10 protein-coding genes are annotated in these 14,342 nt (G+C 75.0%); 6 read left to right on the top strand and 4 right to left on the bottom strand.

Annotated elements, in window-relative coordinates; genetic code table 11:
- The 3 genes from GCU69_RS21495 to GCU69_RS21485 all read left to right on the top strand — a co-directional run.
- A partial coding sequence (locus GCU69_RS21495; RefSeq protein ID WP_156206927.1) for a gamma-aminobutyraldehyde dehydrogenase occupies positions 1-1,416 on the top strand: 1,416 nt, incomplete at its 5' end.
- 141 nt (positions 1,417-1,557) lie between these two features.
- Complete coding sequence (locus tag GCU69_RS21490; RefSeq protein ID WP_098755469.1) at positions 1,558-2,343, top strand: SAM-dependent methyltransferase; 786 nt, start codon at positions 1,558-1,560, stop codon at positions 2,341-2,343.
- Positions 2,344-2,567: 224 nt separating this feature from the next.
- Complete coding sequence (locus tag GCU69_RS21485) at positions 2,568-4,112, top strand: alpha/beta hydrolase (protein WP_156206926.1); 1,545 nt, start codon at positions 2,568-2,570, stop codon at positions 4,110-4,112.
- Here GCU69_RS21485 and GCU69_RS21480 read toward each other — a convergent pair.
- Complete coding sequence (locus tag GCU69_RS21480; protein ID WP_098749810.1) at positions 4,036-4,773, bottom strand: glycerophosphodiester phosphodiesterase; 738 nt, start codon at positions 4,771-4,773, stop codon at positions 4,036-4,038. The genes GCU69_RS21485 and GCU69_RS21480 overlap by 77 nt on opposite strands.
- A 606-nt stretch (positions 4,774-5,379) precedes the next feature.
- On the bottom strand, positions 5,380-6,405 hold the full coding sequence (locus GCU69_RS21475; protein ID WP_098749811.1) for an adenosine deaminase: 1,026 nt from the start codon (positions 6,403-6,405) through the stop codon (positions 5,380-5,382).
- A 244-nt stretch (positions 6,406-6,649) separates the two neighbouring features.
- Between GCU69_RS21475 and GCU69_RS21470 the strand changes: the two genes are divergently transcribed.
- From GCU69_RS21470 to GCU69_RS21460, 3 genes are all read left to right on the top strand, one after another.
- The gene (locus tag GCU69_RS21470) at positions 6,650-7,456 is read left to right on the top strand and encodes a DUF4190 domain-containing protein (protein ID WP_156206925.1); all 807 of its coding nucleotides are present in this window, start codon (positions 6,650-6,652) and stop codon (positions 7,454-7,456) included.
- Positions 7,457-7,848: 392 nt separating this feature from the next.
- Positions 7,849-10,113 (top strand): hypothetical protein, encoded by a 2,265-nt coding sequence (locus GCU69_RS21465; RefSeq protein WP_156206924.1) that lies wholly within the window; start codon positions 7,849-7,851, stop codon positions 10,111-10,113.
- A 345-nt stretch (positions 10,114-10,458) separates the two neighbouring features.
- Complete coding sequence (locus tag GCU69_RS21460; RefSeq protein WP_156206923.1) at positions 10,459-11,259, top strand: N-acetyltransferase; 801 nt, start codon at positions 10,459-10,461, stop codon at positions 11,257-11,259.
- Here GCU69_RS21460 and GCU69_RS21455 read toward each other — a convergent pair.
- Both GCU69_RS21455 and gabT read right to left on the bottom strand, forming a co-directional pair.
- On the bottom strand, positions 11,256-12,215 hold the full coding sequence (locus GCU69_RS21455) for a phosphatase PAP2 family protein (protein ID WP_328630012.1): 960 nt from the start codon (positions 12,213-12,215) through the stop codon (positions 11,256-11,258). The genes GCU69_RS21460 and GCU69_RS21455 overlap by 4 nt on opposite strands.
- Before the next feature lie 402 nt (positions 12,216-12,617).
- Positions 12,618-13,982 (bottom strand): 4-aminobutyrate--2-oxoglutarate transaminase, encoded by a 1,365-nt coding sequence (gabT, locus tag GCU69_RS21450; RefSeq protein WP_098749815.1) that lies wholly within the window; start codon positions 13,980-13,982, stop codon positions 12,618-12,620.
- Positions 13,983-14,342: the final 360 nt, after the last annotated feature.

The raw sequence follows: 14,342 nt of genomic DNA, 5'->3' as shown, positions 1-14,342 counted from the left end.
CTGCGCAACTACATCGACGGGGAGTTCCGGGACGCCGCCGACGGCCGGACCACCGAGGTGGTCGATCCGGCCACCGGCCGGGCCTACGCCACCGCCCCGCTCTCCGCCGCCGCGGACGTCGACGCCGCCATGGCCGCGGCCGACGCGGCCTTCCCGGCCTGGCGCGACCTCGTACCGGGCGAGCGCCAGAAGGCCCTCCTGAAGATCGCCGACGCGGTCGAGGCGCGCGCCGACGAACTGCTGGCCGCCGAGTGCGAGAACACCGGCAAGCCGCTGGAGCTGACCCGGCAGGAGGAACTGCCGATGATGCTCGACCAGATCCGCTTCTTCGCGGGCGCGGCCCGGATGCTCGAAGGCCGCTCGGCCGGCGAGTACATGGAGGGCCTGACCTCCATCGTCCGCCGTGAGCCGGTCGGGGTCTGCGCGCAGGTCGCGCCGTGGAACTACCCGATGATGATGGCCGTGTGGAAGTTCGCCCCGGCGCTCGCCGCGGGCAACACCGTCGTCCTCAAGCCGTCCGACACCACCCCGGCGTCCACCGTCCTGCTCGCCGAGATCATCGGTTCGATCGTGCCGAAGGGCGTCTTCAACGTCGTCTGCGGCGACCGCGACACCGGGCGGCTCATGGTCGAGCACCGAACCCCGGCGATGGCCTCCATCACCGGTTCGGTCCGCGCCGGCATGCAGGTCGCCGAGAGCGCCGCGAAGGACCTCAAGCGGGTGCACCTGGAGCTGGGCGGCAAGGCGCCGGTCGTCGTGTTCGAGGACGCCGACATCGCCAAGGCCGTCGAAGGCATCTGCGAGGCGGGCTACTTCAACGCGGGCCAGGACTGCACGGCCGCCACCCGGGTGCTCGTCCACGCCTCCGTGCACGACGAGTTCGTGAGCGCCCTGGCCAAGGCCGCCGCCGACGCCAGGACCGGTCCCGGCGAGGACGACCCGTTCTTCGGCCCGCTCAACAACGCCAACCAGCTGGAGCAGGTCAGCGGCTTCATCGAGCGGCTCCCGGCGCACGCCAAGGTCGAGGCGGGCGGCCACCGGGTCGGCGACCGGGGCTACTTCTACGCGGCGACCGTCGTCTCCGGCCTCCGCCAGGACGACGAGATCATCCAGAACGAGGTCTTCGGCCCGGTCATCACCGTCCAGTCCTTCTCGGACGAGTCCGAGGCCGTCGAGCACGCGAACGGTGTCGACTACGCCCTGGCCTCCTCGGTGTGGACCAAGGACCACGGCCGCGCCATGCGCATGTCCAAGGCCCTGGACTTCGGCTGCGTGTGGATCAACACACACATCCCGCTGGTCGCGGAGATGCCACACGGCGGCTTCAAGAAATCCGGCTACGGCAAGGACCTCTCGGCGTACGGCTTCGAGGACTACACCCGCGTCAAGCACGTCATGACGTCGCTCGACGGCTGATCCGCGGAGTGCCTGCCGCGCCACGGGCCCCGGGACACGACACGTGCCCCGGGGCCCGTCGCCGCCCGGGCGTCCCGGGGGCGAGCCCGCCGGCCCGGAATTCGATGGCCGGGACTGCGTCGTGGCGCTAACGTGCGCCGAATGGCCAACCTTGATCTTCCGCCCCGCCTCAGCCGTCTCGTCTTTCACGGACCTCTCTCGGAGGACCGGGCGGCACGCCTGGTCGAACGGCTCGCCCGCGCCGCCCCCGCGACCGTGCTCGACATCGGCTGCGGCTGGGGCGAGTTGCTGCTCCGGGTGCTGGAGGCCGTACCCGCCGCGACCGGAACCGGCGTCGACCTCAACGCCGCCGACCTGGCCCGGGGCCGGGAGAGGGCCCTCGCCCGCGGACTGGCCGAACGCGTCGAATTCGCCGAGGAGTCCGCCACCGGGACCACCCGCGGCCCGGCCGATCTCGTGCTGTGCAACGGCTCCGGCCAGGCACTCAGCGACGCCGAACCGCCGGACCACATCCCGTCCACCCTCCGCGAGCTGCGCCGCCTGGTCGCACCGGGCGGCCGCGTCCTGTTCGGCGAGGGCTTCTGGCAGCGCCCGCCCGCGCCGGCCGAACTCGCCGCGATGTGGCCCGGTGCCTCCCCCGACGACCACCCGGACCTGGCGGGGCTCGTCGACGCCGCCGTCGCCGCCGGATTCCGCCCGGAGTGGATCGAGACGGCGAGCGAGGACGAGTGGGAGACGTTCGAGTCCGGCTACCAGGCGGACCTGGAGGAGTGGCTCGCCACGCACCCGGGCCACCCGCGGGCGGCCGGGGTCCGCGACCGCCTGGACGCGCACCGCGCCTCCTGGCTGCGCGGTTACCGGGGCGTTCTGGGACTGGCCTATCTGACCCTGGTGCCGGTCGGGGAGCCCGCCGCGCCGCCGGAGTGACCGCAGGGCGCCGCCCGCCGTTCCGCCCGCCCCGCCGTGCCCCCGCTGTACGACGTCCCGGCATTCGTTCGTACGACGTCCCGGCCGCCCCCGGCGCCCGTCGGCACCCGCGCCCGGCGGGAGCCGCCGGGAGGCCGCGGGAGACCCGGGGGTGGGGCAGGCACCCGGAGATTGCGGATGGTGGCCGGATGGGCGCGGGCGGCCGGCCCGGCCAGTCTGGCCACATGCCGACCACACCACGCCGAACAGCCCCGATCGCGGCGGCCGTTGTCACCGCCACCGCCGCCCTGACCGCCCTCGTCCCGCCCGCCGCCGGTGCCGCGGAGCCCCACCGCTCCGACGGCCGCGACCGCACCGGATCCGTCCGGCTGGACTGGGCGGCGTGCCCCGGGAAGGGGGAGGACAGCGCCCAGCGGTGCGCCGAACTCCCCGTGCCGCTCGACCACGGCGACCCGCGGGGCGAGCAGATCACGCTCACCGTCTCCCGCATCGCGAGCACCGGTCCGGCCGCCCGCCGCGGCACGCTGCTCCTCATCCCCGGCGGACCCGGCGGTTCCGGCATCGACCGGCTGGCCCGCTTCGGCCCGGACCTGATGGCCGGGACCAGGGGAGCGTACGACCTCGTCAGCTTCGACCCGCGCGGCGTCGGGCTGTCCTCGCCCGTCAGCTGCGATCTCGACCCCGACGACGTCGCCACCGTCAAGCTGCGGCCCTGGCCCGGCCCCGGAGGTGACATCTCCGAGAACGTCGCCCGCGGCAAGCGCGTCGCCGACGCCTGCGCGCGCAGCGAGGATCCGGTGCTGCGCAGCCTCAGCAGCGTCAACGAGGCCCGCGACATCGACCGGGTCCGTGCCGCGCTCGGCGAGGAGCGGATCTCCGCCTGGGGCGTGTCGTACGGGGCGTACGTCGGCGCGGTCTACGCGCAGCTGTTCCCGCACCGCACCGACCGCTGGCTGCTCGACAGCATCGGCGACCCGGACCACACACGGGTCGCGCGCGGCTGGGCCGAGAACTACGGCCCCGCCATCGAGGACCGCTTCCCCGACTTCGCCGCCTGGGCCTCGAAGCCGCGGAACCCGCTGCGGATCGCGCCCACACCCGCCGGTGTCCGGAAGGAGTTCCTCCGCCTCGCCGCGCGACTCGACCGGGAGCCGCGCCCCTGGCCCGGTGCCCGGCCGCCCGTCCTCGACGGCAACGTGCTGCGCCAGACCATGATGGACGCCTTCTACTCCGACGCGAACTTCCCCGCCCTCGCTGAACTGATGCTGGCCGCGGAGGACCCGCGGAAGCCGCTGCCGGAGCCGGAGGTCCCGCCGCTGGAGGTGCTGCAGAACAACGCGGCCGTCGTCGTCGCGACCATCTGCAACGACGTCCGGTGGCCCCGCTCGGTCCCGGGCTACGCGCGGGAGGTCGCCGCCAACCGGGTGCGGTACCCGCTGACCGCGGGCCTGCCCGTCAACATTTTCCCGTGCGCCTTCTGGCCGTACGAGCCGGCCGAGAAGCCCGTACGCATCACCTCCGACGGCCCGTCGAACATCCTGCTGGTGCAGAACCTGCGCGACCCGAGCACCCCGTACCGCGGAGCGCTGGAGATGCGCCGCGCGCTGGGGGAGCGGGCCAGGATGGTCACGGTCGACGCGGGCGGGCACGGCGCGTACCTCAGCAACGGCAACGCGCGAGGCGACCGCACCGTCACGGAGTTCCTGCTGACGGGGCGGCGTCCCGGGACCGACGTCGTGTGCCGGGACCCCGGCCCAGAAGCCGGCTGAGGCAGTCGATCCGGTTCGTCGTGATCGAGTCGACACCGTGCCGCAGCAGCCGGTTCATGGAGCGGCGGGTGTCGGGGGTCCACGCGGAGACCAGCAGGCCGTCCGCGTGGGCCCGCGCCACCAGGGCGCCGCTGAGCAGCCCGAACCGGTAGTTGAGCCAGCGCGGCCGGAGCGCCGACAGCAGGGCCGGGCGGGGCGGGGCCAGGGTCGTCCAGGTCAGGGCGATCTCGGCGCCCGCCTCCCGGGCGCGTACGGCGAACAGGGCCGCCGTGTCGCCGCAGTAGTACACGCGCTCCCGCATGCCGGAATCCCGGATCTCGTCCAGCGCGGCCGGTACGGCCGAGGCGTCGGGGAGGTCGACGAGGGCCCGCGCCGCCGGGTACGCGGCGAACTCCGCCAGCGCCTCGCGCAGCGTCGGCACCCCGCCCCCGGTCAGCCGCCGCAGATCCGCCGCACCGAGGTCCGGCAACCGCCTGTCGTGACCCCACAGCCGCTCCAGCGTGGCGTCGTGCAGCAGTACGGGAACGCCGTCGCGGGTGACCCGCACATCGAACTCGACCGCGTCGGCCCCGGCGGCGAGGGCGGAGCGCAGCGACGGCAGCGTGTTCTCACGGGCGCGGTAGGGATGGCCGCGGTGGGCGACGGCGGTGAGGGACGTCATGCGCCCATTGTCGGCCCGCCCGGCGGCACCGGCAGCCGCACGGCAGCCTCCCGCGCGGGCGGCCCTACGGCAGCCGTCCGGGCGGGCAGCCGCACGGAAGCCCCCGCGTGGGCGCTCGTACGGAAGCCCCCGCGCGGGCGGCCGTACGGAATCCCGCGAGGTATCGGCAGCCGTACGCGACCCCGCGGCGCGGGCGGCCGTGCGGCGCCGGCACCGTACGGGGCCGGAGGCCGACCGTCGGTGGGTCATCGGGACCGTCGGTCACCGGGCCCGGCGGCGCCGGGAGCCGTACGGGCTCAGAGGTGCCGGCAGCCGTACAGGACCAGGATGAGGACGGCCGTGCCGATCAGACTGATCAGCAGCGAGCCGAGGCATCCGGTGCGGTTGGAGAAGAAGACGAACATCCGTCCCTCCCGTGCTGGGCACTCCGCGGCGGCCACCGCGGGCCCGGCCCCACGGGTACCCGCCGCACGGGCGGATACCGGCCGTCCGGGCCGGGCCTCACGGGTACCCGCCGCACGGGCGGATACCGGCCGTCCGGGCCGGGCCTCACGGGTACCCGCCGCCCGGGCGGATACCGGCCGGTCCCGGAAATCCGCCCGGCCGCTACCGGCGCAGCCAGTCGGCGGTGTAGGCGTCGATCTCCGCCGCCAGCTTCGCCTTGCCCGCCGGGTCCAGGAACGACACGTCGACGGCGTTCTTCGCGAGGTCCGCCAGGCCCCGCTCGTCCAGCTCCAGCAGCCGCGCCGCGACCTCGTACTCGGTGTTCAGGTCGGTGCCGAACATCGGCGGGTCGTCGCTGTTGATCGTCACGATCACACCCGCGGCGACCATCTCGCGCACCGGGTGCCGGTCGAGGTCCGCGACCGCCCGTGTGGCGATGTTCGAGGTCGGGCAGACCTCCAGCGGGATGCGGTGCTCGGCGAGGTGGTCGAGCAGCCGCGGGTCCTGCGTGGCGCTCGTGCCGTGGCCGATGCGTTCGGCGCGCAGCTCGTTGAGCGCGTCCCAGATGGTCTGCGGGCCCGTCGTCTCCCCCGCGTGCGGCACGCTGTGCAGCCCGGCCTCGATCGCCTGGTCGAAGTACGGCTTGAACTGCGGGCGCGCCACGCCCTTCTCCGGTCCGCCGAGACCGAACGAGACCAGCCCCTCGCAGCGCTGCCGGAGCGCGATCCGCGCCGTCTCCTCCGCGGCCCGCAGACCGGCCTCGCCGGGGATGTCGAAGCACCAGCGGAGGACCACGCCCAGCTCCGCCTCGGCGGCCGTCCGGGCGTCCTCGATGGCCTCGATGAACGCCGCGTCCGGGATGCCCCGGCTGGTGGAGCTGAACGGGGTGACGGTCAGCTCCGCGTACCGGATGTTCTGCCGCGCCATGTCGCGGGCGATCTCGTACGTCAGCAGCCGGACGTCCTGCGGATCGCGGATCAGGTCGACGACGGAGAGATACACCTCGACGAAGTGCGCGAAGTCCCGGAAGGTGAAGTAGTCGGCGAGCGCCTCGGGGTCGGTGGGCACCGCCGAGTCGGGGTGCCGGGACGCGAGTGCGGAGACGATGCGCGGAGAGGCCGAGCCGACGTGGTGGACGTGCAACTCGGCCTTGGGCAGTCCCGCGACGAAGGGCTGGAGATCGGTCATCGGTCCTCCTGGACGGCCGGGGCGGCGGGATGCCGGGCTGGTCGGTGGCTGGCTTCGGTGGCTCGGCACGGCTTCGGCGGCTCGGCGTGGACGGTGCCGGTGGTGTCCGGAGCCGTTCAGTGCCGTTCGGTGCCGTTCGGTGCGGGGATCATCGTAGGCACCGCGCGGCGGCTGTCGGCGCCAGGCCGTAGCATGAGGGCCGCCGGCCCGGGGGAGAACCATGGGCCGCAGGGGAGGGGTGGGCATGTCGAACGGTTCCGAGCGGTCCGGCCGGCCGGACGGGTTCACCGAGCACGATCCGTGGGCGCCGCCCGGTTCCCCGCCGCCCGCGCGGCAGGAGCCGACCCGGCCCGACGGCCCCTCGGTGGCCGACCAGCATACGGTCACCTCGATGCCCTCACCGGCCGCGCATCCGCCCCCGCACGCCGCACACGTTCCACCACCGGCCGCGCACGTACCGCCGGGCGCCGCGCACCCGCCGCCGGCCGGGGCGACGCCGCCGGGCCCGCCGGCGTCGGGCTTCCCGGCCGCCGCTCCGTACGGCCAGCCGCCCGGTGCGCCCCAGGCGTACGGCCCGACTCCGTACACCCCCGCCGGTTACGGCGGCGGCTACGCCACGGGCCCGTACCCGGCGGCCGTCCCGACGCCCGGCCACCCCGGCGGCGCGCCCGTCCACGGCTGGGCGCCGCCCGCCCTGCCGCCGAGCAACGGCCTCGGCACCGCGGGCATGGTGCTCGGCATCGTCGCCGCCTGCCTCACCGCGACGATCGTCGGCTTCGCGCTCGGGCTGATCACCGGTGTCCTCGCGGTCGTCTTCGGCGCCGTCGGCCGGGCACGGGTGAAGAGGGGGGTGGCGACCAACGGCGCCCAGGCGCTCGCCGGACTGATACTCGGGGTGGTCGCCTTCCTCGGCAGCGCGGCCGTGCTGACCGCGGTCGCCGTCGAGGTCGCGGACCGGCCGGACCGGGGCACGGTGGACGACGGGAGCGGCGGCGACACGTACAACGCCCGGCCCCCGGCGGTCGTACGGGTTCTCGGCACCGGCGTCTGAATCACCGGGCATGTGCCCGGAGTGCCGACGCCAGGCGGCGTGCCGCCCGGTGCCCGGCCACGACGGGGCGTGCCGCCCGGGGCCCCGCCACGACGGGGGCACGCCGCCGGGAGGGGGAGCTTCCGGACGGCCACGATTCCTCTCGCGCCGACCTCCACGGGTGCGCCGCCCGGGACCCGGGCGAACCGCCACGGGTGCGCCGCCCGGGACCCGGGCGAACCTCCACGGGTGCGCCGCCCGGGACCCGGGCGGACCGCCACGGGTGTGCCGCCCGGAACTCGGAGGGACCACCACCAGCGCGCCGTCCCGGGACTCGGGCGGACCGCCGGCGGCGGACCGCCCGAAGCGGGGATCATGTGCCCCTCGTGACCGCGGAGTTGTAATCTGCGTCAATGCTTGCGGAGCTGACGGGGGCCCTGCGGGGCGGAGACGCGAGACCGTTGCGGGAGTGGCTGGCCTCCCGGGGCGTGGACACCGGGAGTCTGCGCGGCCTGCCCCGCTGGAACGCGGACCCGCCGCAGGACGGGGTCCCGTCCGTGCGGCGGCCGCCGGGCCGGGCGGACCGGGTCGTCGAGGAGGTCGCCGGCCAGCTGGAGAAGGTGACCGGTGAGCCGGGCGGGGTCGCCCTGTTGCTCCTCCACCTCCTCGACGAGGTCGAGGAGGCCTTCGAACTCTCGTACCACTTCGGCCTGCTCTGGGACACGCTGCGCGGAGCCCGTATCTGTGTCCGGGACCGCCTCGACGCGCTCCCCGCCGCCGAAGCGGCCGCCGCCCGCGCGGTGCTCCCGCTGCTGAGCGCTCTGGACGAGGAGATCCTCGCCGAGAACGCGGTGACGAGCGGCCTGCTGACCGCGCAGGCCGAGGCCTCCGAACGGGCCGCCGGACACTGCCGGGAGACCGCTGCCGCCGCCCGCTCGCTCCCCGCCGGACACGAGCCCCTGGCGGAGTATCTGACGCACGCCGCCGCGCGCGGCGAGGTCTACAACCACGCCATCTCCGGTGTCGCGCGCGCCGTCACCGCCCATCTGGAGAACGGGGCACCGCTGGACGCGGCCCTGGCCGCGCTGACGGCCGCCGAGCAGCACCCGCGGCTCGACGACCGGAAACGCGTCAGCGTGCTGCGCGCCCACCGGTTCAGCCTCACGGCGCTGCGCCGGGACGCGGACGCCGACTGGCTCCGGGTGGACCACGGCACGCTGTCGCTGCTGTACCCGTTCGCCCTGCGGGGAGCCACGCCGGAGGACGTGGTCGAACTCGTCGCGGGCACGGCGGCGGACTGGCGGCTCGCGGACGCCGTACCGGTCCAGGTGCACGCCTCCCTGGAACTGGACGACATGTGGGACGGCTCGGACTCCCTGGGCCGCCGCTACGACGGGGCCCGGGCCGAACTCCCCGACGTGGTCGTACGGGACCTCGGCGGTACGGAGCTGAGCCGGTTCGGCGCGGAGATCATCTTCTCCCGGCTCGGCAACCACTTCGTCCGGTTCCACACGGAGCTGCTGGACGTGACGCCGGCGGACCTCTACGCCCTGCTGTTCCGGGCCGCTCCGGAACACGGAAGCGGAGCGGTGACGTTCGATCCCGGCCCCGGCCCCGCCGCCGGAGGCGCGGGCGCGGCGGGCCCGGGGCGGCCGCGGCTGTCGGACCTGGCCCTGGACCTGGCGCGGGACGCGGCGGCGGAGGTGCGGGCGGCGACCGGTGGGACCAACGGCGTGCAGGCGGTCTGCCGGCCGGGGATGTTCCAGGCGGTCGTCGCCGTCCACGAGGCCTCGGTGGCGCGCGGACCGGCCCGGAACGCCGCGCCCCGGCGCGAGGTGCGCACCATCGAGGAATTCGCCGCCGCGGCGGGCGCGCAGGTGCTCACGAACCCGGTGACGCACCTGGTGGGCTCCATCGCCGAATGGAGCCGGTACGCCACCCGCGGCGCGTCGTCGTCGACCGTGGTGGGCATGACCGGCGACTGGACGGTGAGCACCTGCAACACCACCCTGCTGGTGGGCCTGGGAGCGGCCGGCTTCACCATGAGCGGCCGCCGGATGACCGCGGAGTTCGCCGCGTCGCTGGACGGGCTCTTCGCGGGCTGGTCCGACGAGCTGGCCGGTCACTACCGGCGGACGAGGGACTTCCAGCGGCGGGCCGAGGAGGCCGGCGCGGACCCCGCCGCCGCGGATCCCGCCGCACTCCTGGAGCTGGCCCGGGAACTGGACGCCGAGAAGATCCGGCTGCACGACTTCTCGGTGGAGGCCAGGTCTGCCATGGCGCTGATCCGCTCCCCCTCCCTCGTCTCCTCCCCGGTGGAGGCACAGATCCTGGAGAGGCTGCTCGAGGAGTCCGGCTACTCGGCCCGGGTACGGGAACTGGTGCGCACGATGGACGAGGTGGCGCACGAACAGCTCGGTCCGGTCATCGAGAAGATCGCGGCCCAGCGCGCCGGCCAGGAGGACCGCGCGGACGCCCGGGCGGAGCGGCGGCAGCGGGCGAAGCTGGACTCGCTGCTCGCGGTCATCGCCGCCGTGGGGATCTCCGGTCTGGGGCAGATCCTCCAGTCCGGTTACGCGGTCGAGGCGACCGGCTCCGCCCTGATCGTCACCGCCATCGTCCTGCTCGCCGGATTCGTCGGCGGCTGGTTCTACCTGGCGGCGCGGCGGGGGACCTGAACGGCCCGCGCGGGAAAAACCGGGACCGGACCGGGAGCGGGACCGGGACTGAGAGCGGGACCGGACCGGGGCCGGGACCGAGTCCGACACCGGAACGGCCCCGGCAACCCGGTCACCGGGCCCGGGCCGTCCGGTCGCGGGGGCGCCCCGTCAGCCGGCCGCAGGGCCTGCCCGTGCACCGGTGGCCGGGCCGCGGGGGCACCTGGCCGCCCGGTCACCGGGGCGCCCCGCCTCCCCGATCACCCGGTTGCCGCCGCTGCCGGGCCGCGGGCGCCACTGGCCCGTGCCCGCGCCGTAGAGTGAGCGGCACGGGGGCTCACCAGCACAGGATCCGGGAGGCCACACATGCGGGTTGTCGGGATCGCCGACGGTGATCCGCTGCTGGAGGGGGTCTACACGAGGGTGCTGCTCCCGTCGTTCACCCCTGACGAACTGGAACCCCTCGCCTGGTTCCGGCGAGGGCTCGCCGCGGGCACGCTGACGGTCACCGCCGTCACCGATGACGCGGGCGAACCGGTGGCGGCCGCGGTCGGGGACTGGTCGCCCGAATCCCGGGTGCTGCTGCTGGCCTATCTCGCCGTCGCGCCGGGGCTCCGGGCGGGCGGTCTCGGCGGCCTGCTCCTCCGCGAGGTCACGGGGAGCTGGCAGGAACGTTTCCACCCGCGGTTGACGCTCGCCGAGGTGAAACACCCCCTGGCACACGGCCCCGACGACGACCACGGCGATCCGGCCGCGCGCCTGCGGTTCTACGGACGCCACGGGGCGCGGGCCCTGGACCTCCCCTATTTCATGCCGGCGCTGCGGCCCGGAGCCCACCGGATCTACGGCATGCTGCTCATCGTGCTGGCCGCCGAGCCCGGCGTGGTGCGCCCGGCGGCCTCCACGGCGGAGAACGGGACGGCGGGGACCGGGGCGGCGGAGAACGGGCGTGCGGTCGTACGGCCCGAGGTGCTGCGCGACTTCCTCGCCGCCTATCTGCGGGGTACCGAGGGCGACCGGCCGCCCGACCGGGCCGTACGGGATCTCTGGGCGGCTGCGGACCGCCCCGGCGGTGTCGCCCTGCTGCCCGTCGACCGCCCCGGCGAACTGCCGTGCTCGCAGCCGCTCCAGGGGGCCGATCCGCTCCGGAGACCGGATTCGCCCTAGCGGCCGCGTCCGCTCCGGCGCCCGTCGTCCCGCGCACCCGCACCGGAGCCCGCACCCGCACCCGGACCGGAGCCCGAAGCCCAATCGGAGCCCGCACCCGCACCCGGACCCGGACCGGAGCCCGGACCCGATTCCGGCCCGCCCGCCGGACGACCCGGTTCCGCCCGCCCGGGTCCCACGGGCTCCGGTCCCGCCGGCCCGGGTTCCGCCGGCCCCGGTGCCGCGCGCAACGATTCCGAGCACAACGTTTCCGCGCAGTCCGGTTCCGCCGCCCCCGGTTCCGTACGCTGCCGTGGCGCATGCCGTCCGCGCAGTGCGGCGGCGAGCGCGCAGAGCAGCACGGCCGACAGCAGCCAGCCGCCCAGCACGTCAAGTGGCCAGTGGTAACCCCGCCGCACCAGGCCCGCGCCGACGCCGAGGTTCACCAGCAGCACCCCCGCCGCCAGCAGCCGCCGCAGCGCGCTGCGGCGGACGTACGGCAGCAGCAGGAGGACCGCCGCGCCGTGGGCGACGGCGGCCGTGACCGTGTGCCCGGAGGGGTAGTAGCCGTCGCCGCTCACCGGTCCCGGCCGGTCCGTCCACGCCTTCAGCGGCACCACCAGCAGCGGTACGGCCGTCAGCGCGCAGGCCGTGAGGAGCGGCGGCCGCCACCGGGGGCCGGGCGACGCGTGCCGTACCGCGAGCCACCCGGCGCACCCGGCGGCGGCCGCGGCCACCGGCAGGGCGACGTACACATGCCCCAGGTCGGCGAAGAACTCGGCGAGGACGCCGGCCGGATCGCGGTGGCCGGGCTCCGACAGGGGCCCGGGGCGTCCGGTGCCGCGGCCGAGCCGTTCGTCGAGATCCCGCAGCGGCCCGCCGGCGGCCACCTGCCAGGTGACGAGCCCGAAAAGGAGCGCGCACAGGGCCGCGAGCAGCGGCGGACGCGGACGCGGCAGACGCGGCGGACACGGCACGCCCAGCAGACGCAGCAGGCGTGAGAGGCGGGGGTTCCGCGGGGTGCGGCGCGGAGAGAAGGGAGAGAAGAACGACCGCTCCGGAACAGGGGGGGAAGTTCCGAAGCGGTCGTGACGACCGGTGTGCCGCCCGCCCCGGGGGGTATGGGGCGTGCGGCCGCCCGATCGGCGGAGAGTCCCGGAGCCGGAGGCTCCGGTGGTGTGCGCGAGGGCACGACCGGGTCGGAGCTGGGGAGGCGCCGATCCGGTGTCGCCCGCGATGTTCCGCGGGCGAGGTTCTTCTCTCATCTGTCGGAAACCGTACGGCACGCGGAGTGCGGCGGACAGCAGGATCGCCCGTCCGCCACACATTCTTCACGACCCCCGCAGGAGTGCTGCTCAGAGCGGGGACAGGAGCGCTGCTCAGAGCGAGGAGAGGGCGCCTTCCAGGATGTCGAGACCCTCGTTCAGCAGGTCCTCGCCGATCACCAGCGGCGGCAGGAACCGCATTACGTTGCCGTAGGTGCCGGTGGTCAGCACGAGCAGGCCCTCCGAGTGGCAGGCCTTCGCGAGCGCCGCCGTCGCGGCCGGGTCCGGCTCCTTGCCGCCCGGCTTCACCAGCTCGATCGCGAGCATCGCACCGCGCCCGCGGACGTCGCCGATGCGGACCGGACCGTCGTGGGCGTGCTTCTCCTGGAGCGCCGTCAGCCGCGGCTTCATGATCTCCTCGATGCGGCGGGCCTTCGCGCACAGGTCCTGCTCGCGCATCGTCTCGATCGCGCCGAGCGCGGCGGCGCAGGCGACGGGGTTGCCGCCGTAGGTGCCGCCGAGGCCGCCGCTGTGCGCCGCGTCCATGATCTCCGCCCGGCCGGTGACGGCCGACAGCGGGAGCCCGCCCGCGATGCCCTTCGCGGTGGTGATCAGGTCCGGTACGACGCCCTCGTCCTCACAGGCGAACCACTGGCCGGTGCGGCAGAAGCCCGACTGGATCTCGTCCGCGACGAAGACGATGCCGTTGTCCTGCGCGAACCGCGCGATCCGCGGCAGGAAGCCCTTGGCCGGCTCGATGAAGCCGCCCTCGCCGAGCAGCGGCTCGATCACGATGGCGGCGACGTTCTCCGCCCCGACCTGCTTGGAGATCATGTCGATCGCCTGGGCGGCGGCTTCCTCGGCGCAGTTCTCCGGACCGGTCAGCCAGCGGTAGGGGTACGCCACCGGGACGCGGTAGACCTCCGGCGCGAACGGCCCGAAGGAGTGCTTGTACGGCATGTTCTTCGAGGTGAGGGCCATCGTGAGGTTCGTGCGGCCGTGGTAGCCGTGGTCGAACACGACGACCGCCTGGCGGCCGGTGTACGAGCGGGCGATCTTCACGGCGTTCTCCACCGCCTCCGCGCCCGAGTTGAACAGCGCGGACTTCTTCGCGTGGTCGCCGGGGGTGAGCCTCGCAAGCTCCTCGCAGACCTCCACGTAGCCCTCGTACGGCGTGACCATGAAGCAGGAGTGGGTGAAGTCGGCGAGCTGCGCGGACGCCCGGCGCACGACGGCCTCGGCGCTGTTGCCCACGGAGGTCACGGCGATGCCCGAGCCGAAGTCGATCAGCGCGTTGCCGTCCGCGTCCTCGACGATTCCGCCGCCCGCCCGGGTGGTGAAGACCGGCAGCACCGACCCGACGCCCGCGGCCACCGCGGCGTTGCGGCGGGCCTGCAGCTCCTGCGACTTGGGCCCGGGGATCGCGGTGACGACGCGGCGCTCCTGCGGGAGCGAGGGGCCTCCGGCGGTTGCGGTCATGGTGCTCTCCTGTGGTCCGTGGGGATGTGAGGCGGTCTGCCCGAATCGAGCACCGCACTACGCAGGCTAGGGGCGCGGCACCGCCACGGGCATGCTCCAGTGGGTAGCGCTTCGCGTGTCCCGTTGTCCGATGCGGCCATCTTGTGCGCCGGTTGCGCCGTGCTGTGCCGCGCCGGGCTGTGCTGTATTGGGCCGTGCTGTGCCGGGTGCGCGGTGCTGTGCGGGCGCGCCGGGTGTGCCGTCGTGGCTTCCGTACGGGCGACGCGGGCGGCGTACCGGCGGGTGCACGGGGACGCTCGCCGCCGCCGCGCGGCGGGGCCGGCCCCGGGTGCCGCCCGGCGGGCGTGGCGGCCGTCGCGG

Origin of the sequence: Streptomyces lycii, assembly GCF_009735685.1 — a bacterium.
GTDB lineage: Bacteria > Actinomycetota > Actinomycetes > Streptomycetales > Streptomycetaceae > Streptomyces > Streptomyces lycii.
Note: the sequence above shows the minus strand (reverse complement) of the source record. Positions and strands in the feature narration are given on the sequence as shown.

Bases quoted from the DNA above. Each gene is read 5' to 3' on its own strand.
- gabT (WP_098749815.1), bottom strand. From the start codon at position 13,982: ATGACCGCAACCGCCGGAGGCCCCTCGCTCCCGCAGGAGCGCCGCGTC.
- GCU69_RS21485 (WP_156206926.1), top strand. From the start codon at position 2,568: ATGCCGACCACACCACGCCGAACAGCCCCGATCGCGGCGGCCGTTGTC.
- GCU69_RS21475 (WP_098749811.1), bottom strand. From the start codon at position 6,405: ATGACCGATCTCCAGCCCTTCGTCGCGGGACTGCCCAAGGCCGAGTTG.
- GCU69_RS21490 (WP_098755469.1), top strand. From the start codon at position 1,558: ATGGCCAACCTTGATCTTCCGCCCCGCCTCAGCCGTCTCGTCTTTCAC.
- GCU69_RS21480 (WP_098749810.1), bottom strand. From the start codon at position 4,773: ATGACGTCCCTCACCGCCGTCGCCCACCGCGGCCATCCCTACCGCGCC.
- GCU69_RS21460 (WP_156206923.1), top strand. From the start codon at position 10,459: ATGCGGGTTGTCGGGATCGCCGACGGTGATCCGCTGCTGGAGGGGGTC.
- GCU69_RS21465 (WP_156206924.1), top strand. From the start codon at position 7,849: ATGCTTGCGGAGCTGACGGGGGCCCTGCGGGGCGGAGACGCGAGACCG.
- GCU69_RS21470 (WP_156206925.1), top strand. From the start codon at position 6,650: ATGTCGAACGGTTCCGAGCGGTCCGGCCGGCCGGACGGGTTCACCGAG.